We start from the raw sequence: 21,308 nt of genomic DNA, 5'->3' as shown, positions 1-21,308 counted from the left end.
AAAAACACCCTCCTAACGCACCGTGCGCCGCGTCGAACCCAAAAAGAAATCAGTCTCTAAACAAGCTCAAACCGGGATTTCTTTGGAAAACACCGCTCTAGCCATCCAAGCACGAGCCGCTCTACCCGCGGGTTTGGCGCATCTCCAAAGCTGTCGTTGAGGCAAAGTGTCTGCGATCCGCGCCACCGAAGCCACGCCAACTGCGCCGCCGTCACGAGCCAGATATTCTCAAGTGACGCATAGCCCTTCATGCGCGGCGTCATCTCTGGGGCAGGGGCTTGCAGACCGCGCGCCATCATGTCGAGAGTGAATAGAACCTCCGGCGCGACACAGGCCCCCGACCGGAACCTTTCCGCGCGCGTTGCCGCGATTTCCTCGGCATAGCGCTCCATCACCTCACCATACTGCTCCCGAAAGAACGGCAACGGTCCATGGTGCAGTCTTTGCCATGCTTGCACGCCATGCCGTTGATCAAGAACCTCTGCCGTATGCGCGAGCGCAAGGTTCCACGGGCTTTCCTTCGCCGGGTCGACATCCGCCTGCCGCGGAAGCATGCCTGCCTCGACAAATGAATATGGTTGCCCCGCTGCATCAAAGCAGGATCCACCGGCCAATGGCGATGCGAGCATCATGTCGTCTTCAAGATAGATGACGCGCTCGCCAAGCCCCGGCAACAAGTGCAAATGGCTCACAATCGTGAATGAGTTGAACGTGGGCAGGAACTCTGGAGCGATGATCTCATCGTGATGCACGACCCGGACATCGTCACGATCCGTATCGAGCCAAGACGGCACCTGCGGTCTTTTCGTAAGTAGATACACCCGACGCAGGTTCGGGAGGTACATATCGAGCGACCGCAGCCCATAGCGCAGAAGACCAAGATTGTCGCGGGTGCGGTTCGGATTGAGGTCGCGGGGATCGTCATGGAACCGGATCAGCTCATCCATATACCCCGGCCAGCTGTCATCCACCCAAGTGAGGACCACATCGACGCTATCGTCCATTCCTATTCCTTCAGACGTTCGAATTCACACGCCGGAAGTAATAGATCAGGTCGAAGAAATAGAACGCAAACACCGCAAGGAAGGACGAGATCAGAGCCGGCTCGGTCAAGGTATAGACCTTGTAGACCACAGTATAGACCTTTCCTGACACATAACCCTTCCCAACGAACAAACAGAGATAGGCCGCCGCAAGGCACGCGACCCAGATCGCCCCAAGAACGCGCAGCCGATTTCCACGCAAAAGGCTCTCGGAAAGTCCTGCGCCGTGACGCAGAACATGGCGCGCACTTAGCCCGCAGGCCAAGATCATCGCTGTCTGGCTGATGAAGAAGAGAAAGCTGCCCGCCATGTGGATTTCGTCGTGATCGGGAAACCGGTAGTGCGACAAGAGCACCATGCCAACCGAAGAACCGAACTGAAACACCACCATGGACCACGCAAGCCCGCGCCCAATTGCTGTTTGGCTGACGCGCGCCTGAAGCAAGGCGACAACCGCGACGCCAATTGGAAGAATAAGCGCAGAGAAGGTGATCCAGGCGGCAAAGGGGTCTGAGACTTCGGGATCCGTGATCGCGCGGCTTACGGTGATCGGATGCACCGCCATACGTTCCGGGAAATTCCGGGCATAGACGGCGAGCGCCCGGTAAATCCAGAAATTCACGATGGCAATCGCCGCTGCATTGCATAGCATCGCGATGCCAAGGATCCATCGCCCTAGGACAACGCCTCCCGCGCCTTGCTCGCTCACGAGGTCAGAAGACGCATCCGAAGGCATCACCCTATCACCTTTTCAGTCCCTTGGTCCGCGCACTATGGGCAATGCGGCGCAGCGGGTAAAGGGACCACACCCAATCTACGGACTAAAGTCTCGCGCCGGTCGCCCTGTCAAAAAGCGAAACTGCGTCCGGCTTTAGGGAAACGGGAAGGGGGCCGCTGGCGATCTCCGTGTCCTTGCCGACATGCATCGTCACCTGTTCCGCCCCGATCTTGCCATGCAAGAGGCGGTGCGCACCAAGTTCCTCGACAATATCGACATGCAAAAGCATCTCGCCCAGCGCATCGGGTATGATGTCTTCGGGTCGAACACCGAATACAAGAGGCCCCTCAACGGCCTCATGGCGATGCACCTCCGTGCCGGCAAACTCCACAACGCCCTTATTGGCCATGGCCGGCAAAAGGTTCATCGGCGGCGCTCCCATGAACGACGCAACAAAGGTCGAGGCCGGACGATGATAGACGTCTTCCGGGGTGCCAATCTGTTCGATCCGGCCGGCGTTCATGACGATGATCCGATCCGCCATGGTCATCGCCTCAACCTGGTCGTGGGTGACATAGATCGACGTGACACCAAGGCGGCGCTGCAATGCCTTGATCTCGATCCGCATCTGGTTGCGCAGCTTGGCATCAAGGTTCGAGAGTGGTTCATCGAACAGGAACAGCGCCGGATCACGCACGATCGCCCGCCCCATCGCAACACGCTGACGCTGACCGCCCGAGAGCTGCGACGGTTTGCGGTCGAGGTAATCCCCGAGGTTGAGCATCGCTGCCGCCTCCGCGACTTTCTGCGCGATCTCGGCCTTGCCCACCTTTCGGTTCTGTAACCCATAGGCGATGTTCTTGCGCACGCTCATATGCGGATAGAGCGCGTAGTTCTGAAAAACCATGGCGATATCGCGATCCGCCGGGTCCGTATCGTTCACAAGGCGGTCGTCGATCTTCAATTCGCCCGCCGTGATCTCCTCAAGGCCGGCCACCATCCGAAGCAACGTCGACTTGCCACAGCCAGATGGCCCCACGAGGACAACGAACTCTCCGTCCTCGATGTGAAAGCTCGAGGGTTTGAGCGCCTCGAACCCGTTGGGATAGACCTTGTTCAGGCCATTGAGATGCACTTGAGCCATGAGACTCTCCTTACTTATCGGATTCCGTCAGGCCCTTGACGAACCAACTCTGGAAGAAAATGACGACAAAGACCGGCGGGATGATCGCGATGATCGCCAGAAGATTGGCGCGGCCATACTCGGGGATACGGTTGCCCTCCATGACCTGCGTGATCTGCTTGATCCCGCGCACGAGGGTGAACATGTCTTCCTCGGTCGTGATCATTGTGGGCCAGAGATATTGGTTCCAGCCATACACAAACATGATGATGAACATCGCCGCGATCATGGTTTTGGAAAGTGGCACGAGGATATCTACGAAAAACTTGACCGGCCCCGCCCCGTCGATCCGCGCCGCCTCGACAAGCTCTTCCGGCACTGACCGGAAATATTGCCGGAAAAAGAACGTCGCCGTTGCCGACGCGATGAGCGGAATGATGAGCCCTTGGTAGGTGTTGAGCATCCCGAGCCTCTGGACGACCTCATAGGAGGGTAGGATACGCACCTCGAGCGGCAGGAGCAGCGTGGTGAAGATCATCCAAAACGCCAAGGTCGCAAAACGTAGGCGGAAATAGACGATGGCATAGGCGGCCATCATGCCGATGACGATCTTGCCAACGGCAAACCCAATCCCGAGGATGAACGAATTGACGAGCATATTCGTACCGCTGTTCTCTCCCGAGAACCCGGACGCCTCGAACATCGCCTTGCGAAAGTTCTCGTCAAGCTGATCCCCGATGACGAAACTCGGCCCCGTCTTGATGATTTCGACATCCGGAACCGTCGTCATCTGGAACACCATGACAAGCGGTACGATCATGAAGAGCGCCCCAAGGATGAGCACCGCGTGATCGAAAAGCGTCGCGGCCTTGATCCGGCGCCGCTTGGCCGGTTGGGTGAGTGTCGCGGCTGCCATCGCCGCTGTATTTGCGTCGGACATGTCAGACCTCAGGTATAGTGGATGCGCCGCTCGACCATGCGGAACTGGAACACGGTCAAGGCAAGGACAAGGATCATCAGGATCACTGACTGGGCCGACGACCCGCCAAGGTCATTGCCCCGGAACCCATCGACATAGACCTTGTAGACAAGGGTCATCGGATTGTTCCCCGGCTCGCCTTTCACAAGCGTGTCGATAACGCCGAAGGTTTCGAAAAGGGCGTAGGTGATATTGATGATAAGAAGAAAGAACCCCGTCGGCGCGAGGAGCGGAAAGGTCACGTCCCAGAACCGCCCCGATGCCGACCGATTGTCGATCAACGCGGCTTCGCGCACGGATTTCGGGATAGATTGCAGGCCCGACAGGAAAAAGATGAAATTGACCGGCACCTGTTTCCAGACAGAGACAAGCACCATCGCAAAGGCCGTGTCGTTATAGTTCACACCAAGGGTGAAATCGTGACCAACCTGCTCGAACAGGCGCGTAAGCGGCCCCCAACTCTGGTTGAACATGATGAGACCAATGAACCCCGCCACCGGCGGCGCCACGGCATAGACCCACATGAGCAGCGTGCGATAGGTCTTCGCTCCACGGATCACCTTGTCCGCCTTCACCGCAAGAAGCAGCGCAAGGGCGAGCGAGAAGAACGTCACCAAGACGGTGAACACGACAGTAAACCACGCAATCCGCCGGTATTCGCTATTGTCGAGAAGGTCTGTGTAGTTGTCGAACCCGACAAAGCTCGACCCGAACCCAAACGGATCCTGAAGGTAGAATGACGACTGCACCGCATGCGCCGCAGGCCAATAGAAAAACACCGCAATAATGATAAGCTGCGGCAGCAAAAGCAGTATCGGCAGCCATCTCGTAGCAAAACCTGCGCGTTTCATGTCGTCCCCTGTCTTGAAGTCAGGAACGGCCACGGTTGCCCGCAGCCGCCCCAATGCTCTTGGAGTTAATCTTTATTTCTGGGTCTTGGCGAAGCGCTCGAGAAGACCGTTGGCCTCTTTCTCGATATTGGCGAATGCTGTCTCGACATCCGTCTCACCGGTCAGGATGCGGCCGTATTCACGGTTCATCACGTCGCGGATCTGCACGTAAAAGCCCATGCGGTAGCCCTTGGTGTTCTCACCAGCCGGAAGCGAAAGCTGTTTGATGCCAATCTCGGCCGCAGGCATCGCTTCGTAGTGGCCTTCTTTCTTGGCAAGCTCATAAGCAGCTTCGGTGATCGGGACATAGCCGGTTTCCTTGTGCCAGAAGAACTGAGTCTCCGGCTTGGTCAGGAATTCGAAGAAGGCGGCGGTCGCCTTGTTTTCCTCGGCCGATTTACCCGCCATGGCGAAAAGCGATGCCCCGCCGATGAAGGTCTGCTTCGGCTCTTTGGTCACGGCTTCCCAGTAGGGGAGGTAAGTCGCGGAGAACTCGAACGGCAGGTCTTTCTTGGACAGCCCGCCAAACGAGCCCGAAGACCCGAGCCAGATTGCGACTTTGCCTTCTTCGAACGGAGTCTGGTTGTCGCCCCAGCCGGTGCCAAACCACTCAAAATAACCTTGGTCTTGCCATTCGGTGACAGCGGTCCAATGCGCCTTGATCGCGTTGTTGTTGACGAGGATCTTGGTGCCTTCGACACCTGCATACCCATTGTCGTTCGTGGCGAACGGCAGGTTGTGACGCGACATGAAATTCTCGGTGAAGATCCACGGGAGGTGCGACTGCGACAAGCCCACATAACCCGCCTCTTTCAGCGCCGGAGCGGTGACCGACTGGAACTCTTCCCAGGTCTTCGGCGGCGTGACGCCAGCCGCTTCAAGCGCGTCGACGTTGTAATACATGACCGGCGAGGACGAATTGAACGGCATACCGATCATCTTGCCTTCAGTGTCGGCATAGAAATAACGCACGCCCGAGATGTAGTCCTCGATGTCGAAGCCCGCGCCATTGTCGCTAAGCAGATCCTGAACCGGGACGGTCGCGCCCTTGGCGCCGATCACGGTCGCTGCGCCCGCGTCGAACACCTGAAGAATGTTCGGCTGTTCGCCAGCGCGGAAGGCTGCGATGCCGGCGGTCAGGGTCTCTTCGTAGGTGCCCTTAAAGACCGGGGTGATGGTATAGGCGTCTTGCGATGCGTTGAAATCCTCTGCAATCGCATTGACGGTGTCCCCAAGCGCGCCGCCCATGGCGTGCCAAAGGGTGATTTCGGTTTCGGCATAGGCTGCGCCGGACAGCAGCGATGCGGCAGCCGCCGCAAGTGTTACGCGTTTCATCGTGATCTCCGCTCACGTTGGCCCCTGTCGGGGAAAAGGATCATGGCCCTGCAATCGTCGCGCAAAGCCGGGTGATGGACGGGGTCGTTGCCCCAATAAGGTTGGTGCGTTTGAAACCAAGGATCGCGGATTGTCCGACGAGCCTTTCAAATGAACACCTCTCTCCGCTCTAGGTGTGCTTTTTGACTGATTGGCAAAAGATTCATGACAGAAACACGAAACCCGACAGCACAGCATCGCGCCGCCCCGACGTCACCTTTCGATTTCACCTGAACAAGGTCAGGACTCCTGCGGGTTTCATCTGAACGCCATCAAAGGTTCAAATGAACGCAACATACCCGGCACAGCTTCGCCAAGACTCCAGAGGCGACCGGTATGAACGAAGCGGCCATTCTCCTGACTGAACGACAAGGCGACATCCTCGCGCAGGTCCAAGCGCGTGGACATCGCTCGATTGAAACCCTGTCGAAACACTTCAACGTCTCAGCCCAGACCATCCGGCGGGACGTCAATCTCCTATGCGAGCTAGGCAAACTCCGCCGCGTGCATGGCGGCGTCGAACCGCTCCGCGGCGGCAATCTCGTCTATACGTCTCGGCGGGTTCTCAACCTGAACGCCAAACTCCTCATCGCGCGCCGCTTTGGGACCCTGATCTCAAGCGGACAGAGCCTCGCCGTCTCCATCGGCACGACGCCAGAGATCACGGTGCGCGAGTTGGCCGACCTTTCCGACATCACGCTCCTGACCAACAACCTGCACACCGCGACGAGCGTCTGCGACCGCGAAGGCTGGTCTGTCTCGGTCCCAAGCGGCCAAGTGCGGCCTGGCGATCACGATATCCTTGGCCCCGAGGCCGAATCTTTCTTCGACCGGTATCAGGTTGATTTTGGCCTGTTCGGCGTCGCCGGCGTTGCCGAGGACGGAACGCTCCTCGATTTCACAGAGAGCGAAGTCGCCAGCCGCCTTGCCATCAAACGCAATGCCCGCCGCTCCGTTCTCCTTCTCGACCAGAGCAAATTTGGGCGCCCCGCCCACGTGCGCGGCGGCCATATCGCGGACGTGGATACGGTCATCTGCGACGCGCCTCCGCCCGCCCCGATCCTTGACGCCCTAACCGCCAAGGGGCGCGACGTGCTGATCGCGGAGGCCACGCAATGACACATCATGGAACAGAAACCGGACGCGATATCCATCTCGCCAAGGTCTCCAAGCACTGGGACAAGACGACGGCGCTCTCGGACATCAACATCACCATCCCCGCCGGGAGTTTCACCGCCCTTCTCGGGCCGTCCGGCTGTGGGAAATCGACCCTGCTGCGTATCGTCGCCGGGCTTGAGACCGCGAGCAGCGGACAGGTTCTCATCGGTGGCAAAGACGTCACCATCGCCCCCGCCGACCAGCGCGATCTCTCGATGGTGTTCCAATCCTACGCGCTTTTTCCGCATCTGGACGTGGCCGAGAATATCATCTTCGGCCTCAAGACCCGCCGCGTCCCCCGCAAGGAACGACAAGATCGGCTGGCCCGCGTGACCGCGCTTCTTGGCCTCGAAGACTACCTGAGCCGCAAACCTGCCCAGCTGTCAGGTGGCCAACAACAGCGCGTCGCCCTTGGCCGCGCTGTGATTGCGGAACGCTCTGTCTGCCTCATGGACGAACCGCTTTCCAATCTCGACGCCAAGCTTCGCCAAACCATGCGCACCGAACTGCGCGCCCTACAGAAAGAACTTGGGTTCACCATGCTCTACGTGACCCACGATCAGGTCGAGGCAATCACGATGGCCGATCAGGTCGTGCTGATGAACGAGGGCCGTGTCGAACAGGTCGCGACCCCGCATGATCTTTATGAAAAGCCCGCTACAACCTTTGCCGCGCGCTTTATCGGCACACCGCCGATGAACCTCTTCCCTGCCGAAGAACTCCGCGAGGCGGGCGTTGCGCTTGAACGCAGTGCGGGTCGAGAACTGACCGCTGGTCTACGCCCCGAAGCGCTGCACATCGCCGAAGATAGCCCCCTGCATCTCGCTGTCACGGGGATCGAATATCTCGGTGCCGATGCGCTCGTCCATGGGCGGCTTGGCCTTGCACCGCTGATCCTGCGCGTCCCCGGCCAGCATCCACCCACAGTCGGTAGCAAGATCCCTCTCGCCTTTGCCGCACAGGATCTGCACCTGTTTGACGCCTCGACAGGCAAGCGCGTGGCGCTGCCTGATGTGGCGTCTTCGCTCTCCCGCGTCGGGCTTCCGGCCGGGTCAACCGGCGCCCCGGCGCCTTCCCTTCAGACCGAGGATCACTAATCATGTTTGCGAAGTTCTTCCAAGGCGCCGCAATGACTGCGGCCATGGCCATTGCCGGGACTCTCCCCGCCAAAGCCACCGACCTGCAATTCTACTTCCCTGTCGCCGTAGGCGGCGGTGCCGCCGAAACCATCGAAAGCCTGACCAAGGAATACATGGAACTGAACCCCGGCGTGAACATCGACGCCGTCTATGCAGGCTCTTATCAGGACACCATCACCAAAGTGATCACCGCCTCGCGCGGCGGCAACGCCCCGCAGCTTTCCGTGGCTCTGTCGGTCGATATGTTCACGCTGATCGACGAAGACCTGATCCTGCCCTTTGACGACTTCATCAAGACCGAAGAAGACCAAGCCTGGCTCGATAGCTTCTATCCTGCCTTCATGGAAAACAGTCAGACGGGCGGCAAGACCTACGGTATCCCGTTCCAGCGTTCGACTCCGGTTCTCTACTGGAACAAAGAAGCCTTCGCCGCGGCAGGCCTCGATCCGAACACGCCCCCCGCCAACTGGACCGAGATGGTCGAGATGGGCAAAGCCCTGACCAAGCGCGACGCGAACGGCAACGTCTTGCAATGGGGCGTGCGCATCCCGACCTCCGGTTTCCCTTACTGGCTCTTCCAAGGTCTCACGACACAGAATGACGTGATCCTTGCCAATTCGGACGGCAACCAGACCAACTTCGACGACCCCAAAGTCGTTGAGGCGCTCGAGTATCTCGTCTCCCTGAGCGAAGAGCACGGCGTCATGGAGCCCGGCATCGTTGAATGGGGCGCAACACCCAAAGCCTTCTTCGAAGGTCAAACCGCGATGATGTGGACCACCACTGGCAACCTTACCAACGTGCGCAAGAACGCTCCGTTCGATTTCGGCGTCGCCATGCTGCCCGCCAACAAGCGCCGTGGCGCCCCGACCGGCGGCGGCAACTTCTACCTCTTCAAAGGCACGTCGGACGAACAGCTTTCCGCATCGGTCGACTTCATCAAATGGATTACCGAGCCGGAACAATCCGCCAAATGGACCATGGCAACCGGCTATGTCGCTCCGCGTCCGGCGACTTGGGACACCGACACCATGAAGGCCTATGCCAAGGACTTCCCGCCGGTCCTCGTCGCCCGTGACCAGCTCGAGTTCGCTGTGGCTGAACTGTCGACCTACCAGAACCAGCGCATCACCCGCATCTTCAACGATGCTCTTGCCGCTGCGATCACCGGTCAGAAAGACCCCGCCACCGCCCTTCAGGAAGCCCAGGCGCAGGCCGACGCCATCCTGAAACCCTACCGCGTGGGCCAATAACCCCATGGGCGGGCCTGTTCGCGGGCCCGCCACCCCTCCCGGAGGCCTCGATGACGCGACGCGACTGGATACATGGCTGGCTTCTCGTCCTGCCAGCAATGGCGTTTCTTGTGCTTTTCACGCACTTGCCTGCCATAACCACGATCTGGAACAGCTTCTTCTCGACCCCACGGGGTCGTCGCCCAGCCATGTTCGTCGGCCTCGACAATTACGAACGCCTCCTGAATGACCCGATCTTCTGGAAGGTTCTGACCAACAACCTCTGGTTCGCGCTCGGCACCATCCCAACCTCAATCGCCCTCGCCATTGCCATGGCGCTCTTCGTCAATCGTCGATTCATGGGCCGAGGATTCGTCCGCATGGCGTATTTCACGCCGACCGTCCTTCCGCTCATCGCGGTCGCCAATATCTGGCTCTTCTTCTACACGCCCGGCTTTGGGCTCATAGATCAGGTCATCGGCCTCTTCGGCTATGGTCAGACCAATCTCCTTGGCGAACCGGACACCGCCCTTGCCGCGATCATGGTTGTGACAATCTGGAAAGAGGCGGGCTTCTTCATGATCTTCTACCTCGCCGCACTACAAACCATCCCGCCGCAACTCACCGAAGCTGCCCGGATCGAGGGCGCAAATGGCTGGACCATCTTCCGCCGCATCACTTTCCCGCTCTTGATGCCGACAACGCTCTTTGTTTCGGTCAACGCGGTCATCAACTCCTTCCGCCTCGTCGATCACATCTTCATCCTGACAGGCGGCGGACCGGATAACGCCTCATCCCTCCTCCTGTTCTACATCTACGAAACCTCGTTCCGTTTCTGGGATACCGCCTACGGCGCGACGCTGACCGTGGTCATGCTCGCCCTGCTCTGCCTCCTCGCCATTGGGCAATTCTTTTTCTTCGATCGAAAGGTGCACTACAAATGACCTCCCTCGATCGGTGGCTAAGCAATGCCGCCGCCATCCTACTTGCTCTGCTTTGGGTGCTTCCCCTGATCTATGCGATCTGGACCGCGATCCACCCCGCCGCCTACGAGGCGCGCTTCGTTCTGACCGCGCCCCTGAGCCTTGAGAACTTTGTGAAAGCTTGGGATGCCGCGCCCTTCGCGCGCTACTTCCTCAATACTTTCATCCTCGTCACGACGATCCTCATAGGTCAGTTCATCCTCTGCACCCTCGCGGCCTACGCCTTTGCCCGCTATCGCTTTCCGGGCCGCAACATCCTCTTTACGCTGGTCCTGCTGCAATTGCTGGTGATGCCCGATATCCTGATCGTCGAGAACTACAGGATGATCCGGTCCCTCGGCCTCGTTGATACGATCTCCGCCATCGCCTTGCCTTATATCGCCTCAGGCTTTGGTGTCTTCCTGATCCGCCAAAGCTTCATGACCGTGCCCCGCGAACTTGACGATGCCGCGCGCATCGAAGGAGCCGGGGCGCTCTCGATCCTCTGGCGTGTCTACGTGCCCCTCGCCAAGCCGATCTACCTCGCCTACGGTCTCGTCTCGGTAAGCCACCACTGGAATAATTTCCTCTGGCCGCTGATCGTCACGAACTCTGAGGAAACCCGGCCCGTCACTGTCGGGTTGAGCATCTTCTCAACCTCAGACTCTGGCATCGAATGGTCTGTCATCAACGCCGCCACCCTAATGACCTCCGCGCCACTGTTGATCGCCTTCCTCCTGTTCCAGCGCCAATTCGTCCAAAGCTTCATGCGCGCAGGAATTAAATAGCGCCCCGCGTCTGGGGCACATCACGATCAAAACGTCATATGAAAGAAGGTGCTTCCGAAGTGTCTCGGAAAATGGTGCCGCTGAAGGGCATTGAATGCCTATATCATGGGGTTTCAGTGTGTCTCGTGAATTCTATAACTTCCTGAAAAATTGCACTGTTCGCGTTTCATTCTGTTTCAAATAGTATTACCCTATACCATATGTAGAGGGTGGATATTAAGGGGGATAGAAATTGCGTGCGCTTCACAAACTAACGCAAGCCAAGATCAAGAGTGCCGCACCCGGCAAGTATGCGGATGGCGGCGGTCTGTGGTTTCACAAGCGTGAAGATGGCGGCGCGCAATGGATTCTCCGAGTGTCAGTGCATGGCCGTAGGCGAGAGATGGGTTTGGGTGGATACGATCCGGCAGGCAATTTCGGTGTTTCTCTCAAATCTGCACGTGAAGAAGCCAGGAAATGGCAGGCGCTTGCTCGGCAGGGCAAAGACCCCATCAAAGAGCGGGAACGTCAGCGCCGCAATGCAGCCAAAGAGAATCACACGCTAGCGGTGATCGCAGAGGAAGCATTCGAAGCGCGCAAAGCTGAACTAAAGGGAGGTGGTTCTGCTGGCAGGTGGTTTACGCCATTGAAGCTGCACGTTCTGCCAAAGCTTGGAATAGTCCCCGTCGAAGAGCTGGATCAGCAGGACATCAAGAACACCCTAGCCCCCATCTGGCACACCAAGGCTGATACGGCGCGAAAGGCCATGAACCGCTTGGGTATCGTTCTTAGACATGCTGCCGCTATGGGGTTGGACGTTGATATTCAGGCGACAGAAAAAGCCAAGGCCCTTCTGGGCAAGTCGAGACACCAAGCGCAGCATGTTCCCGCTCTGCCTTGGCAAGAGGTTCCCGCCTTCTATGACAGCCTTTCTGATGGCACGATCACCCATTTGGCTTTGCGCCTTTTGATCCTGACGGCTGTGCGATCAAAGCCGATTCGCTTCCTCCGCCTCGACCAAATTGAGGGAGACGTTTGGACAATCCCCGCCGAGAATATGAAATCACGTGTCGATCAGGCCGCTGAATTCAGGGTTCCGTTGTCAGCCGAGGCGCTGGGCATCATCGAGCAGGCAAAGCCGTTCGCCCGCGATGGCTTCCTGTTTCCAAGCGTGCGCAAGGGTGTAATCTCGGATGCCACCATGTCACGTCTCATGGAGCGCCGGGGCATGGATGAACGCCCGCACGGGTTCAGGACAAGCTTCCGAACTTGGGTTGCAGAGGCGACAGACACCTCTCAGGAGGTTGCTGAAACAGCGATGGCACACGTCACGGGGTCAAAGGTTGAGCGCACCTACCGCCGCACGGATTTCCTCGAACAGCGGCGCGTTTTAATGCAACGTTGGTCCGATCATGTGACAGGCGGAACGGGCGAAGTAGTGAGGTTGGCGAATTGAGTGATTTTGAGCGGGCGCAAGAAATCGTCAAAAGGGAAGTCGAATGGTTTTTTTCTAGACGCCCCCTCGGCGTTGATGCCGAATGGTACTCCTTGTGGTTTGGATGGAAATTGCGCTGGGCCGAAAACCAAACCAAGAGTTGGATTCAATTCCATTGGGCAGCGATGAGACCATAGCACTCAGCGCAATGCAGAACGAAGCAGCAAATTCGCTTGCACGAGAAATCGTCGCTAGCAGGCTTCTGGCGGAAGTCTTCCTACCAACCCATCTTGCTATGTTTGCCGCGTTATGTGTTCAGGGAAAAGCAAACGCCACGCAGAGAAAGAAACCGGGGAAAAAACGTTCGAGAAACTGGGAACGAGATCATTTCATTATCTGCCTCGTTGAGCAGCTAGTTGAAGAATGCGGCGTTCTAGCCACACAGAACAATCAGCCTAGTATCAAATCACCCACTCCGAAAAGTGCGGCAGGCATTATCTCTCAAGAGTTCGCGAGACATGGCGTTCACGAAACTACTCCACGAGCAATAAAAGAGGTTTGGAGTAACAGAAAGAAGCGCCAGGTAACCGACATTGTGAATGGTCTAATGGACAGCTACTCCGCCAACCCTATCAACGCTTTGGCGTACATTTAGCGGGACGGAAATTCCCGATTAATATCAGCCATGAACGGAACCCCAAAAGGGACTCCAATGAACCCATCGGAACAACCGAAAGGGTTCAAGCCATGAAATACCTCAGCTTCTCAGAGCTTCGCCAGAAACTCGGCGGTCGCGGTCGCACTACGGTGTATCGCGATGTCGAAGAAGGCCGCCTTCCTCAGCCAATCAAGTTGGGTGGACGCCTCTATTGGATCGAAAGTCAGGTAGACGAAGCCCTCGCTGGCGCACATCCCGAAGCCGCCTAAAGAAAACCCCCACTCAGTCGGAGACCGGGCAGGGGCAAATTCTTTGGTGGACACCCTGAGAATAGCGCACCGCGCCCGTCTCCGCAACATGGAGACAAGAAATGGCAAACGAGCAAAAGCCACCGAAAAACACACAGCGCATCATGTGCGTTGCAGACCTACCGCAAGCACGAAGCGAGCGCCGCTTTGAGATCCAAAACGGTAGCGAGAAACCCAGTGTGTTTACACTGAAGGACCGAAAGCGACAGATCACCGAACTTCTCCTCAATGGTCCGGTATATTGCGCATCGCCGGTCCGAATCTCGGATGTTGTTCACATCTTAAAGCGCGAAATCGGTCTGGAGGTGGAAACCCGCTTCTACCCCGGAGACAAGGCCACGGGAGCCGGAGACTACGGCGTTTACTTCCTGAACTCGAAAGTGCGCTTGCTGGACACTGTGGGGGTGGCGGCATGACTACCACTCTCCAGATCACCTATCTCCGCCACCGCTACGGGCTGACCCATCGGCAAGCCAGCCTGATCGCGGGCCTCTACTTTGGCGAGGTTGCCGCATGACTGACATCGCCACCATTCCGAAGAACTCGAACGAGGAGATTCGCGTATCCTTGGATGAATTCCGGGGGCACCAATTGCTCAATGTTCGCGTCTGGTATCGCGCAGAAGATGACGAGATGCGCCCCGGTCGTCAGGGCATCGCCGTAAAGGCTGATCTAGTCGCTGACCTGCTCCGAGCCATTTCAGCAGCGCATGACGTGATCTCCTCGAATGGGGGTCCACGTGATGCCTAAACCCGGCAAGGAGACCCGCAAAGAGCACTGGACCAAGCTCATACGCAACATGATGGAGGAGCCCGCTTGGCGGGCGCTCTCCCCCACGGCGCAGGCGCTCTATCCGTGGCTGCGTCTCGAATGGCACGGGCCGGATCACAACAACAACGGGAAGATCCGATTGAGTGTTCGTCAGGCCGCTGACCGCATGGGGGTCGGCCTTGATACAGTCGCCAGAGCATTCCACGACCTTCAGGCCAAAGGCTTCATCGTAATGACTGAGATGGCGCGCCTAGGGTGTTCTGGCGCAGCTAAGTCACCGGCCTATGAACTGACTGAAATCGCGTTGCCGCATGGCCCTAAGAGAGATGGCCGCAAACTCTACAAAGAGTGGGGAGAAGGGAAGGACTTTCCCGTCCTGAAGGCCCGTGCAAACAACCCGAAGGGCATCAACGGAAAAACAAAATCCCTTCATCAAAATCATGACGGGGGCGTCATCGAAATCATGACGTTTCAAGAAAGGGCGTCATCAAAATGAGGACGCGCAATCATCAAAACCATGACGTTTTGGTTCATTTCCAGAACCTCACCGTCCTCAAATTCATGACATCCTTAATTACCATACAGGGAGGCAGAAATGAGCAAGCCTAATCCTGAGGTCATAGCGTGGCTGGAAGCGCAGGGCTACGGCACCTGCTCGGAAGAAGAGTTCGCAGAGATCATCGCCAACCCTCAACCGCTACCGCCTGAACTCCTCAGACTTCTGAATGGCGTCTTGCCCACCACAAGCGCCGAAGAACCACAGTCAATGAAAACTCCAACACATCGAGCAACGGAGAAACTCCAATGAAAATGAACTCGCAAATTCCGATGATGGGGCATCAACCCGATATCATGGGCCAGATGCAAAAGGGCTTTACCTTGGGGCGTCAGAACGCGCTCTCAAACATCTACCGTGAGCATGGTGCGGGGATTGCCTCTGGTGATCAGAATTCCCTCAACGCTTTGGCGCAATTTGATCCGATGGCGGCGCAGACCGCGCAAGCCAACCGTCAGACCATGGATCATGCTGCCGAAAACATGGCCCGTCTTTCGCGAGCCGAGCAGAGACAGGTTGAAGCTCACGCAGCACAAATGTCTGCTGCCAAGAGGGTGCAAGAAGCAAAGCGCATTGAGCAAGCCGTGGCGATGGGTCTTGCAGCCCAAACCCCGGAGCAATGGGACGCTCTTGTTTCGAGCCGTGGTGCAAGTGATCTTGTCGGCCAGTTTGAGAATAGAGACGCCATTGCGAACCGTTTCCTCAGCGTTGCTGAAGTCTTGAAGCGCCAAGACGGACCAAAACAATCGGCAGCGGAAGCGAAGATCACGCGCTTCATGCAGGAGTTCCAAGTGGATCGCCCCACCGCGACGAAGATGGCGGATGGCCTTATCAAGGTTCATCGCGACCCAATTACCGGGGAGACGTCTTTGCTGGATGTGACCACAGGCGGACAGTGGCAGGGTGTAGCTGGGATTGAAGAACCGAATCCTTCACCTGCGCCTTCACCTGAGGTGAGCCAGTTCCAGGACGTAGGCGCGCCGAATCCGGATATCGCCGGTGCCTTTGGTGTAGAGGGTTTAATTAAGCGCGGTGTAAACGCCGTGGCCGACTCCGCAGGCTTGGATGTCCCGTTTGATGTCGAGGCCACTGCACAAAGCGAGTTTGCAGTTCTGCACGAGCAACTTCTGTCTGACATCGCGAACGGCTACAAACGCCAGCCGCCGTCCTGGCTATTGAAGCGCATCGATGAACTCGCCCCATCAGCAGGGACATTGCAAGGCGTCGACACCGCCAAGCGCAAGCTTGAAGCCCTCAGCGCAAGCTTCTCGGAGGAATTGGCGGATCTAGAGCGCCGCTCCCGTCGCAAGATGTCTCCAAATGCACGGGTGGAACTGGAAGCTCAAATTGAAGGGCTGCAGGCCGCACTCGGTCGCACCGACCGGGCGCTTGCCAAGCTTGGTGGAGATCAAAGCAGGAAACAGACCGCGACCGGCATCAAATGGAGTATCGAGCAATGACAACCCTGAACATCGAAGGGCACAAGGTTAAGGTATCGGATGACTTCCTGAGCCTTTCGCCCGAGGAGCAAGAGCGCACTGTCGAAGAAATCGCAGGCTCTCTTGTACTTGAAAATGCACCGGAGCATCGCCTGACATCTCAGATGAACGCAGGCATTGCGAACGGCGTTGGTGGATTGGTCGACCTTCTAAACCCATTTGACGAGCCACATGCACTCAACCCATTTCCAGAGGGCACGGGATCTGCAAAGGCGGGCATCACATCGCTGATGGAGGCCGGGGGCATCGAGGTTGCCGAGGACACCCCCGAGGGGCTTGCAGAGAACTTCATGCGTGGCTCGGGTGAGGCAGCAGCGGCATTGATCCCCGTCACCAAGGGTTTGCAGGTCTTGAGCAAGGGCGGCGGTGCATTGGGGCAGTTTGCTGATGATGCCTACCGCTCGCTTGCAACCCTTATGGGAAGCTCTGCCGATGTCATGGCGGGTGGGATGAGCCGAAGTGCCGAAGCTCTGGCGGAGGAAGCGGGTGCCCCGGAGTGGGTGCAGGACACAGCAGCCATTGCCGCACCGATGTCCATTCCCGCCGCAGGTATGGCCGCAAAGGGGGTGGTAAAGGCAAGCCCCATTGCCGCAGTCAGCCGCCGGATAGCAGCCGAGGCCGCTCCCTACACGAAGAAGGGTGCCAAGGCTGTTGCGGCAAAGCGCGTCCAAGACCTCGCAGGAGGCCGGGACCGAGCCGACGAACTGGCAACCCGGATCAACAAGGATAACCCCCTTGGCCTCACTCCGGCGCAACAAACCGATGATCCGAACATGCTGGCACTCGAAAAGCTGGCAGCTTCGCAAGACCCGAAACTTCGGGAAGAACTAGCTGGCCGTGCATTGCAGAGCGCAAAGACTGCCAAGGGGGAACTCTCCAGCATGGGAGGCGATGTCCAGAAGGCGCAGGCTTGGTTTGAAGGTCGCAGGCGCGCTTTCACCGCGCAATTGCGGCAGCAAGCCGACGACATCGTCGCTAGCTCTGAGAAGCGTCTGAGGGGCCTCTCTGGTCAACAGGATGAAAGCCAGAACAGCTTGACGGTTTATAATCGTATCCGCACCAAACTGGACGACGCACTCAAGCGAGAGAAAGCATTCTGGGATGCGATTCCTTCTGAGGAACCGATTGGCACCATTGCCGCAAAGGCCAAGGCCCAAAGTCTCGTTGACAAGACACCCTATGCTCAGCGCAATGACATTCCTCGCGCAGTTCGTGATCTGTTGGACAACGCCGATGTCTACGGGGATGGGGCGACGGTCAGAGAAATGCATGGCCTCTATTCTGAGCTGCGCCGCGTTGCGCGCTCGGCAATGGCGGGCACAGATCAGAACAAGAATATGGCCCGGATCGCCAATGAGGTCGCGGATGCGGTTCTAGAGGACTTGGGCGCAAAGGCAGCGACAACGGAGGTAGGTCGCAAAATCAATGCAGCCCGCGCCTTTTCTTCCGCGCTACATGAAACATTCGATCAGGGCGCTGTTGGCCGAATTCTCAAGCGAACGGTTGATGGAGATATGGCCATTGATCCCGAATTAGCGCTCAAGCGAACGGTCGGGCGCGGCGGCGTTGAAGCTGCGGTCGCGTCTCGACAGATTGAAGAGGCGGCGGGCGATTTGGCTTCCAAGCGCATTCAGGATTACATTGCTGACTTGTTCAATCGAAGTGCGGTTTCGAGCGGGTCAGGGGAAGTATCCCTTAAAGGCGCGCGTTCTTTCATGGCGAAGAACCGGGAACTTTTGACCCGTTATCCCGAGTTGAAGGGTGAAATCGAAGCCGCCGTCAGGCAACATGAAACTGCTGAACAGATTGCAGGCCGGATCAGCCGCCGGATTGCCGCTCTCGAGGATGCACGGCGTAGCGCAGTTGCGAGGTTTATTGATGCCCCAACAGACAAAGCGGTTAAGTCGATCCTCGACGCAAAGAACCCGGCAAAAGCGGCACGAACCATTGCCAACGCGGCCCGCCGCGACTCCTCTGGGCAGGCTTTGGACGGCGTTAAAGCTGCTCTTTCAGATCATTTGATTGGCACATCTCTTCGCACAAGCGGAGCCAATACGACACTGGACGCGAACGCTCTGAATAGGGCGCTATCCGATGGGCGAATGAAGACAGCCTTGAAGCAGGTATTTAGTGAGGCGGAAATCTCCCGACTTCACCTGATCGCCAAAGAGCTGACCAAAGCGCAGACAACGAACGCCGCAGACATCGGCCCGAGTCTGTCAGCAGGCAAGGCAAATCGCCTGATTGAAATGGTTGTGCGCATCGGAGCCGCAAACAAAGGTGCCGAGCTTGGGGGAGGTTCTGGCGGCTCGATCCAAACCGCTGCAATGGCCAGCAACCGCGCCAAGGATCTTCTGAACCACCTTGCGACTGACAAGGCGTCTCAAATGTTGGCGGATGCCGTAACCGATCCCGACCTATTCCGAGCGCTTCTGCAGACAGGGGTTTCGCCCAAGGCTGAGGCACGCTCCATCCCATACTTCATTCCGTATCTCGTTGGCGGTGCGAGTACGGCAGCTAGTGAAGAAAGGTAAGCAGTTATGACACGAAAAAGCGTTGGCAATTCGTACACCGACGAACGGGGTAAGTTCGCTCCCGGCAATCCCGGCAAACCCAAAGGCACCCGCCACAAGGTCACGAGGGCGGTGGAGGATCTTCTTGGTAGCCAGACGGGTGCTTTGACCCAGAAAGCCGTTGATCTGGCCCTTGAGGGAGACACCGCAGCATTGCGCCTTTGCATGGAGCGAATAGCACCGCCAAGAAAGGACTCACCCGTCCAGTTTGATCTACCACCCATGAAAAGCGCCAACGACGCTGTAGAGGCCTCTCAGGCGGTCCTACAGGCGGTTTCCGATGGCGAGATAACACCAATGGAAGGCGCGGCCGTCATGGCACTTGTAGAGCAATACAGACGCACTCTTGAAACCTCAGAACTGGAACAGCGGATTGCCGCACTGGAGGAGCAGAAATGAAACTGAAGAACCGTTTAGAAACATTGGAGAAGAAAGCACTGGAAGTCTCAACATCTCAAGGCGATGCCAAGAAGGAACTGCATGTCCTTTTATCAGGTATGGCCGAACGAGTGCGGGGCACCTCTTTGGATGATTTGCTAGTGAACCCGTCGCCTATGCTGGTGCTGGCGCTTTTCCTAGACGGTCGGATCAATGACCGATTGGTTGAACTGATTACTGAATTTGCCGGACGGTCCGGGCCAGTCGGCTCTATGTGCAAATCAATTCTGGAGCTACAACATGCATCTTAAGAACCGCGTTGCAAAACTTGAGCGGAGCCAACCGAACGATATGGATTTGCCCATTGTTCTTCATCGCGTGTTCGGAGCGAAGGATGGCAAGCCAGATGGTGAGCCGCGCATCGAGTTTGCGAGAATCCCGGGCATCAACGCTGGACTGCTAGAGATCCGCGACGACGAAACCGAGGCAGAGTTCCTACGTCGTGTCTACGCCACGAAGATTGCCAACAAACCGCTTACAGAAATGACCGACGATGAGTTGGAGACCGTTATGGCCGCTACTGATGAAGAGATTGCGCTCGGACAATGGCGAACTCGCTCACCGTCTGGTTAGCAATGCCATGGGCGCACGGGTTAGCCGTAACTGGAAAGGGTATTGGCAGCGGGCTGCGTAATGTTGGACGCGCATATAGATAATCGACTAATCGGGCCGAACAAAATGACTCGACCTGTATGCTTGAATACAATATTTTGTGGCATGTGAGTGGCCGGGAAGCCTTTGTGGTGATCGCTTCCCGGCTATCAATTGAAATCCGCGCTGCAACGCGGCCTCCACTCACAAGCTCTGTCTATCCCTTAGAATCAAGGGTAGTCAAGCCGCATCGCAGCGTCAATTTGGCCCTAGGAGGGCTAATCGATGCAGTATGCAATGAAACTAATCGAGCATGAAGTGCAAGGCTCCCCAGTGCAGCAACGCGCGACGGATGGCTACATCAATGCAACAGCAATGTGCCGTATCGCTGGAAAGCGATGGGGTCACTATAACGAGAACGGTCAAACGCAAGCGTTCCTGAACGCACTGGAAGCCGATGTCGGAATTCCGACATCGGAACTAGTCAAGTCAGTGAAGGGCGGTGACCCGCGAATTCAGGGAACATGGGTTCACCCCCAAGTTGCTGTTCACTTAGCGCAATGGCTTTCGCCAGAGTTTGCCGTCAAGGTCAGCAAGTGGGTGTACGATTGTGATCCTCCCCCACTGAAGTGGTCCTCCGCTATGTTTAGGAAAACGGAGGAAACACATGGCCAACAAGCGACCGAAGCCGGAAGAGATTGTCACGAAGTTAAGGCAGGTTGAGGTTCTGACGGGGCAAGGAATGCCGCGTCTGGACGCGATCCGTCAGATCGGTGTGACTGAACAGACCTACTACCGCTGGAAGAAAAAGTACGGCGGAATGGGCACTGAGCAACTGAAAGAACTGAAACGCCTCCAGAAAGAGAACGAACGGCTGAGGAAGGCCGTATCTGATCTGACGCTGGACAAGTTGATCTTGGCTGAGGCTACCAAGGGAAACTTCTAAGCCCCGCTCGTCGTCGCGCCTGTATTGATCGTGTTCGTGCTGAGCTGAATATCTCAGAGCGCCGCGCTTGCCGCGTTCTGAGACAGCACCGCTCCACGCAGCGCAGAGTGCCGATTGGTCGTCCAGACGAAGATCGCCTGGTGGCCGA

24 protein-coding genes and 2 pseudogenes are annotated in these 21,308 nt (G+C 57.4%); 20 read left to right on the top strand and 6 right to left on the bottom strand.

Going from position 1 to position 21,308, the window contains the following annotated elements; translation table 11 throughout:
• Positions 1-56: 56 nt before the first annotated feature.
• The 6 genes from MK745_RS02250 to MK745_RS02225 form a co-directional block, all read right to left on the bottom strand.
• Positions 57-1,004, bottom strand: coding sequence for a hypothetical protein (locus tag MK745_RS02250; RefSeq protein WP_243611654.1), 948 nt, complete (start codon positions 1,002-1,004; stop codon positions 57-59).
• A 10-nt stretch (positions 1,005-1,014) separates the two neighbouring features.
• Positions 1,015-1,779: a hypothetical protein gene (locus MK745_RS02245; RefSeq protein ID WP_243611653.1), complete on the bottom strand. Its 765-nt coding sequence runs from the start codon at positions 1,777-1,779 to the stop codon at positions 1,015-1,017.
• 85 nt (positions 1,780-1,864) lie between these two features.
• Positions 1,865-2,905, bottom strand: a complete 1,041-nt coding sequence (locus tag MK745_RS02240; protein WP_243611652.1) for an ABC transporter ATP-binding protein — start codon at positions 2,903-2,905, stop codon at positions 1,865-1,867.
• Between the two features lie 10 nt (positions 2,906-2,915).
• The gene (ugpE, locus tag MK745_RS02235) at positions 2,916-3,824 is read right to left on the bottom strand and encodes a sn-glycerol-3-phosphate ABC transporter permease UgpE (RefSeq protein ID WP_431978961.1); all 909 of its coding nucleotides are present in this window, start codon (positions 3,822-3,824) and stop codon (positions 2,916-2,918) included.
• 8 nt (positions 3,825-3,832) lie between these two features.
• Positions 3,833-4,714 (bottom strand): ABC transporter permease subunit, encoded by an 882-nt coding sequence (locus MK745_RS02230; RefSeq protein WP_243611651.1) that lies wholly within the window; start codon positions 4,712-4,714, stop codon positions 3,833-3,835.
• Positions 4,715-4,786: 72 nt separating this feature from the next.
• Positions 4,787-6,088, bottom strand: a complete 1,302-nt coding sequence (locus tag MK745_RS02225; protein WP_243611650.1) for an extracellular solute-binding protein — start codon at positions 6,086-6,088, stop codon at positions 4,787-4,789.
• Positions 6,089-6,463: 375 nt separating this feature from the next.
• On the opposite strand from MK745_RS02225, the gene MK745_RS02220 reads away from it, so the two are divergent.
• From MK745_RS02220 to MK745_RS02125, 20 genes and pseudogenes are all read left to right on the top strand, one after another.
• A complete protein-coding gene (locus MK745_RS02220; protein WP_243611649.1) occupies positions 6,464-7,246 on the top strand; it encodes a DeoR/GlpR family DNA-binding transcription regulator in 783 nt (260 codons plus the stop codon).
• Complete coding sequence (locus tag MK745_RS02215) at positions 7,243-8,382, top strand: ABC transporter ATP-binding protein (protein ID WP_243611648.1); 1,140 nt, start codon at positions 7,243-7,245, stop codon at positions 8,380-8,382. The genes MK745_RS02220 and MK745_RS02215 overlap by 4 nt, the downstream gene beginning before the upstream one ends.
• Before the next feature lie 2 nt (positions 8,383-8,384).
• Positions 8,385-9,677, top strand: coding sequence for an ABC transporter substrate-binding protein (locus MK745_RS02210; protein ID WP_431978960.1), 1,293 nt, complete (start codon positions 8,385-8,387; stop codon positions 9,675-9,677).
• A 50-nt stretch (positions 9,678-9,727) separates the two neighbouring features.
• On the top strand, positions 9,728-10,600 hold the full coding sequence (locus tag MK745_RS02205; protein ID WP_243611647.1) for a carbohydrate ABC transporter permease: 873 nt from the start codon (positions 9,728-9,730) through the stop codon (positions 10,598-10,600).
• Positions 10,597-11,406, top strand: coding sequence for a carbohydrate ABC transporter permease (locus tag MK745_RS02200; protein WP_243611646.1), 810 nt, complete (start codon positions 10,597-10,599; stop codon positions 11,404-11,406). The genes MK745_RS02205 and MK745_RS02200 overlap by 4 nt, the downstream gene beginning before the upstream one ends.
• Before the next feature lie 232 nt (positions 11,407-11,638).
• Positions 11,639-12,841, top strand: a complete 1,203-nt coding sequence (locus MK745_RS02195; RefSeq protein ID WP_243611645.1) for a tyrosine-type recombinase/integrase — start codon at positions 11,639-11,641, stop codon at positions 12,839-12,841.
• A gap of 82 nt (positions 12,842-12,923) precedes the next feature.
• Positions 12,924-13,475, top strand: coding sequence for a hypothetical protein (locus MK745_RS02190; protein ID WP_243611644.1), 552 nt, complete (start codon positions 12,924-12,926; stop codon positions 13,473-13,475).
• Positions 13,476-13,567: 92 nt separating this feature from the next.
• Positions 13,568-13,747 carry a helix-turn-helix transcriptional regulator gene (locus MK745_RS02185; protein ID WP_243611643.1) on the top strand — a complete coding sequence of 60 codons (180 nt, stop codon included), beginning with the start codon at positions 13,568-13,570 and terminating at the stop codon, positions 13,745-13,747.
• A gap of 101 nt (positions 13,748-13,848) precedes the next feature.
• Positions 13,849-14,202, top strand: a complete 354-nt coding sequence (locus MK745_RS02180; protein WP_243611642.1) for a hypothetical protein — start codon at positions 13,849-13,851, stop codon at positions 14,200-14,202.
• 97 nt (positions 14,203-14,299) lie between these two features.
• On the top strand, positions 14,300-14,536 hold the full coding sequence (locus tag MK745_RS02175) for a transcriptional coactivator p15/PC4 family protein (RefSeq protein ID WP_243611641.1): 237 nt from the start codon (positions 14,300-14,302) through the stop codon (positions 14,534-14,536).
• Positions 14,529-15,053, top strand: coding sequence for a helix-turn-helix domain-containing protein (locus MK745_RS02170; RefSeq protein ID WP_243611640.1), 525 nt, complete (start codon positions 14,529-14,531; stop codon positions 15,051-15,053). The genes MK745_RS02175 and MK745_RS02170 overlap by 8 nt, the downstream gene beginning before the upstream one ends.
• Before the next feature lie 99 nt (positions 15,054-15,152).
• The gene (locus MK745_RS02165; RefSeq protein ID WP_243611639.1) at positions 15,153-15,365 is read left to right on the top strand and encodes a hypothetical protein; all 213 of its coding nucleotides are present in this window, start codon (positions 15,153-15,155) and stop codon (positions 15,363-15,365) included.
• The gene (locus tag MK745_RS02160) at positions 15,362-16,573 is read left to right on the top strand and encodes a hypothetical protein (RefSeq protein WP_243611638.1); all 1,212 of its coding nucleotides are present in this window, start codon (positions 15,362-15,364) and stop codon (positions 16,571-16,573) included. Before MK745_RS02165 ends, MK745_RS02160 begins: the two co-directional genes overlap by 4 nt.
• On the top strand, positions 16,570-19,146 hold the full coding sequence (locus tag MK745_RS02155) for a hypothetical protein (RefSeq protein ID WP_243611637.1): 2,577 nt from the start codon (positions 16,570-16,572) through the stop codon (positions 19,144-19,146). Before MK745_RS02160 ends, MK745_RS02155 begins: the two co-directional genes overlap by 4 nt.
• Before the next feature lie 6 nt (positions 19,147-19,152).
• Positions 19,153-19,584, top strand: a complete 432-nt coding sequence (locus tag MK745_RS02150; RefSeq protein WP_243611636.1) for a DUF5681 domain-containing protein — start codon at positions 19,153-19,155, stop codon at positions 19,582-19,584.
• Positions 19,581-19,874, top strand: a complete 294-nt coding sequence (locus MK745_RS02145; RefSeq protein ID WP_243611635.1) for a hypothetical protein — start codon at positions 19,581-19,583, stop codon at positions 19,872-19,874. The genes MK745_RS02150 and MK745_RS02145 overlap by 4 nt, the downstream gene beginning before the upstream one ends.
• Positions 19,864-20,196 carry a hypothetical protein gene (locus MK745_RS02140; protein ID WP_243611959.1) on the top strand — a complete coding sequence of 111 codons (333 nt, stop codon included), beginning with the start codon at positions 19,864-19,866 and terminating at the stop codon, positions 20,194-20,196. Before MK745_RS02145 ends, MK745_RS02140 begins: the two co-directional genes overlap by 11 nt.
• Positions 20,159-20,257, top strand: a pseudogene (locus MK745_RS02135) (IS1595 family transposase); the annotation flags it as partial. The gene MK745_RS02140 and the pseudogene MK745_RS02135, both read left to right, overlap by 38 nt.
• 242 nt (positions 20,258-20,499) lie before the next feature.
• The gene (locus MK745_RS02130; RefSeq protein ID WP_347813638.1) at positions 20,500-20,937 is read left to right on the top strand and encodes a KilA-N domain-containing protein; all 438 of its coding nucleotides are present in this window, start codon (positions 20,500-20,502) and stop codon (positions 20,935-20,937) included.
• Positions 20,882-21,308, top strand: a pseudogene (locus MK745_RS02125) (transposase); the annotation flags it as partial. The gene MK745_RS02130 and the pseudogene MK745_RS02125, both read left to right, overlap by 56 nt.

The organism is Shimia aestuarii (assembly GCF_022814865.1).
Taxonomy (GTDB): Bacteria; Pseudomonadota; Alphaproteobacteria; order Rhodobacterales; family Rhodobacteraceae; genus Shimia; species Shimia aestuarii_A.
Note: the sequence above shows the minus strand (reverse complement) of the source record. Positions and strands in the feature narration are given on the sequence as shown.

Excerpts from the sequence above, each read along its gene's own strand:
- MK745_RS02250 (WP_243611654.1), bottom strand. The coding sequence starts at position 1,004 with ATGGACGATAGCGTCGATGTGGTCCTCACTTGGGTGGATGACAGCTGG.
- MK745_RS02245 (WP_243611653.1), bottom strand. The coding sequence starts at position 1,779 with ATGCCTTCGGATGCGTCTTCTGACCTCGTGAGCGAGCAAGGCGCGGGA.
- MK745_RS02240 (WP_243611652.1), bottom strand. The coding sequence starts at position 2,905 with ATGGCTCAAGTGCATCTCAATGGCCTGAACAAGGTCTATCCCAACGGG.
- ugpE (WP_431978961.1), bottom strand. The coding sequence starts at position 3,824 with ATGTCCGACGCAAATACAGCGGCGATGGCAGCCGCGACACTCACCCAA.
- MK745_RS02230 (WP_243611651.1), bottom strand. The coding sequence starts at position 4,714 with ATGAAACGCGCAGGTTTTGCTACGAGATGGCTGCCGATACTGCTTTTG.
- MK745_RS02225 (WP_243611650.1), bottom strand. The coding sequence starts at position 6,088 with ATGAAACGCGTAACACTTGCGGCGGCTGCCGCATCGCTGCTGTCCGGC.
- MK745_RS02220 (WP_243611649.1), top strand. The coding sequence starts at position 6,464 with ATGAACGAAGCGGCCATTCTCCTGACTGAACGACAAGGCGACATCCTC.
- MK745_RS02215 (WP_243611648.1), top strand. The coding sequence starts at position 7,243 with ATGACACATCATGGAACAGAAACCGGACGCGATATCCATCTCGCCAAG.
- MK745_RS02210 (WP_431978960.1), top strand. The coding sequence starts at position 8,385 with ATGTTTGCGAAGTTCTTCCAAGGCGCCGCAATGACTGCGGCCATGGCC.
- MK745_RS02205 (WP_243611647.1), top strand. The coding sequence starts at position 9,728 with ATGACGCGACGCGACTGGATACATGGCTGGCTTCTCGTCCTGCCAGCA.
- MK745_RS02200 (WP_243611646.1), top strand. The coding sequence starts at position 10,597 with ATGACCTCCCTCGATCGGTGGCTAAGCAATGCCGCCGCCATCCTACTT.
- MK745_RS02190 (WP_243611644.1), top strand. The coding sequence starts at position 12,924 with ATGGTACTCCTTGTGGTTTGGATGGAAATTGCGCTGGGCCGAAAACCA.
- MK745_RS02185 (WP_243611643.1), top strand. The coding sequence starts at position 13,568 with ATGAAATACCTCAGCTTCTCAGAGCTTCGCCAGAAACTCGGCGGTCGC.
- MK745_RS02180 (WP_243611642.1), top strand. The coding sequence starts at position 13,849 with ATGGCAAACGAGCAAAAGCCACCGAAAAACACACAGCGCATCATGTGC.
- MK745_RS02175 (WP_243611641.1), top strand. The coding sequence starts at position 14,300 with ATGACTGACATCGCCACCATTCCGAAGAACTCGAACGAGGAGATTCGC.
- MK745_RS02170 (WP_243611640.1), top strand. The coding sequence starts at position 14,529 with ATGCCTAAACCCGGCAAGGAGACCCGCAAAGAGCACTGGACCAAGCTC.
- MK745_RS02165 (WP_243611639.1), top strand. The coding sequence starts at position 15,153 with ATGAGCAAGCCTAATCCTGAGGTCATAGCGTGGCTGGAAGCGCAGGGC.
- MK745_RS02160 (WP_243611638.1), top strand. The coding sequence starts at position 15,362 with ATGAAAATGAACTCGCAAATTCCGATGATGGGGCATCAACCCGATATC.
- MK745_RS02155 (WP_243611637.1), top strand. The coding sequence starts at position 16,570 with ATGACAACCCTGAACATCGAAGGGCACAAGGTTAAGGTATCGGATGAC.
- MK745_RS02150 (WP_243611636.1), top strand. The coding sequence starts at position 19,153 with ATGACACGAAAAAGCGTTGGCAATTCGTACACCGACGAACGGGGTAAG.
- MK745_RS02145 (WP_243611635.1), top strand. The coding sequence starts at position 19,581 with ATGAAACTGAAGAACCGTTTAGAAACATTGGAGAAGAAAGCACTGGAA.
- MK745_RS02140 (WP_243611959.1), top strand. The coding sequence starts at position 19,864 with ATGCATCTTAAGAACCGCGTTGCAAAACTTGAGCGGAGCCAACCGAAC.
- MK745_RS02130 (WP_347813638.1), top strand. The coding sequence starts at position 20,500 with ATGCAGTATGCAATGAAACTAATCGAGCATGAAGTGCAAGGCTCCCCA.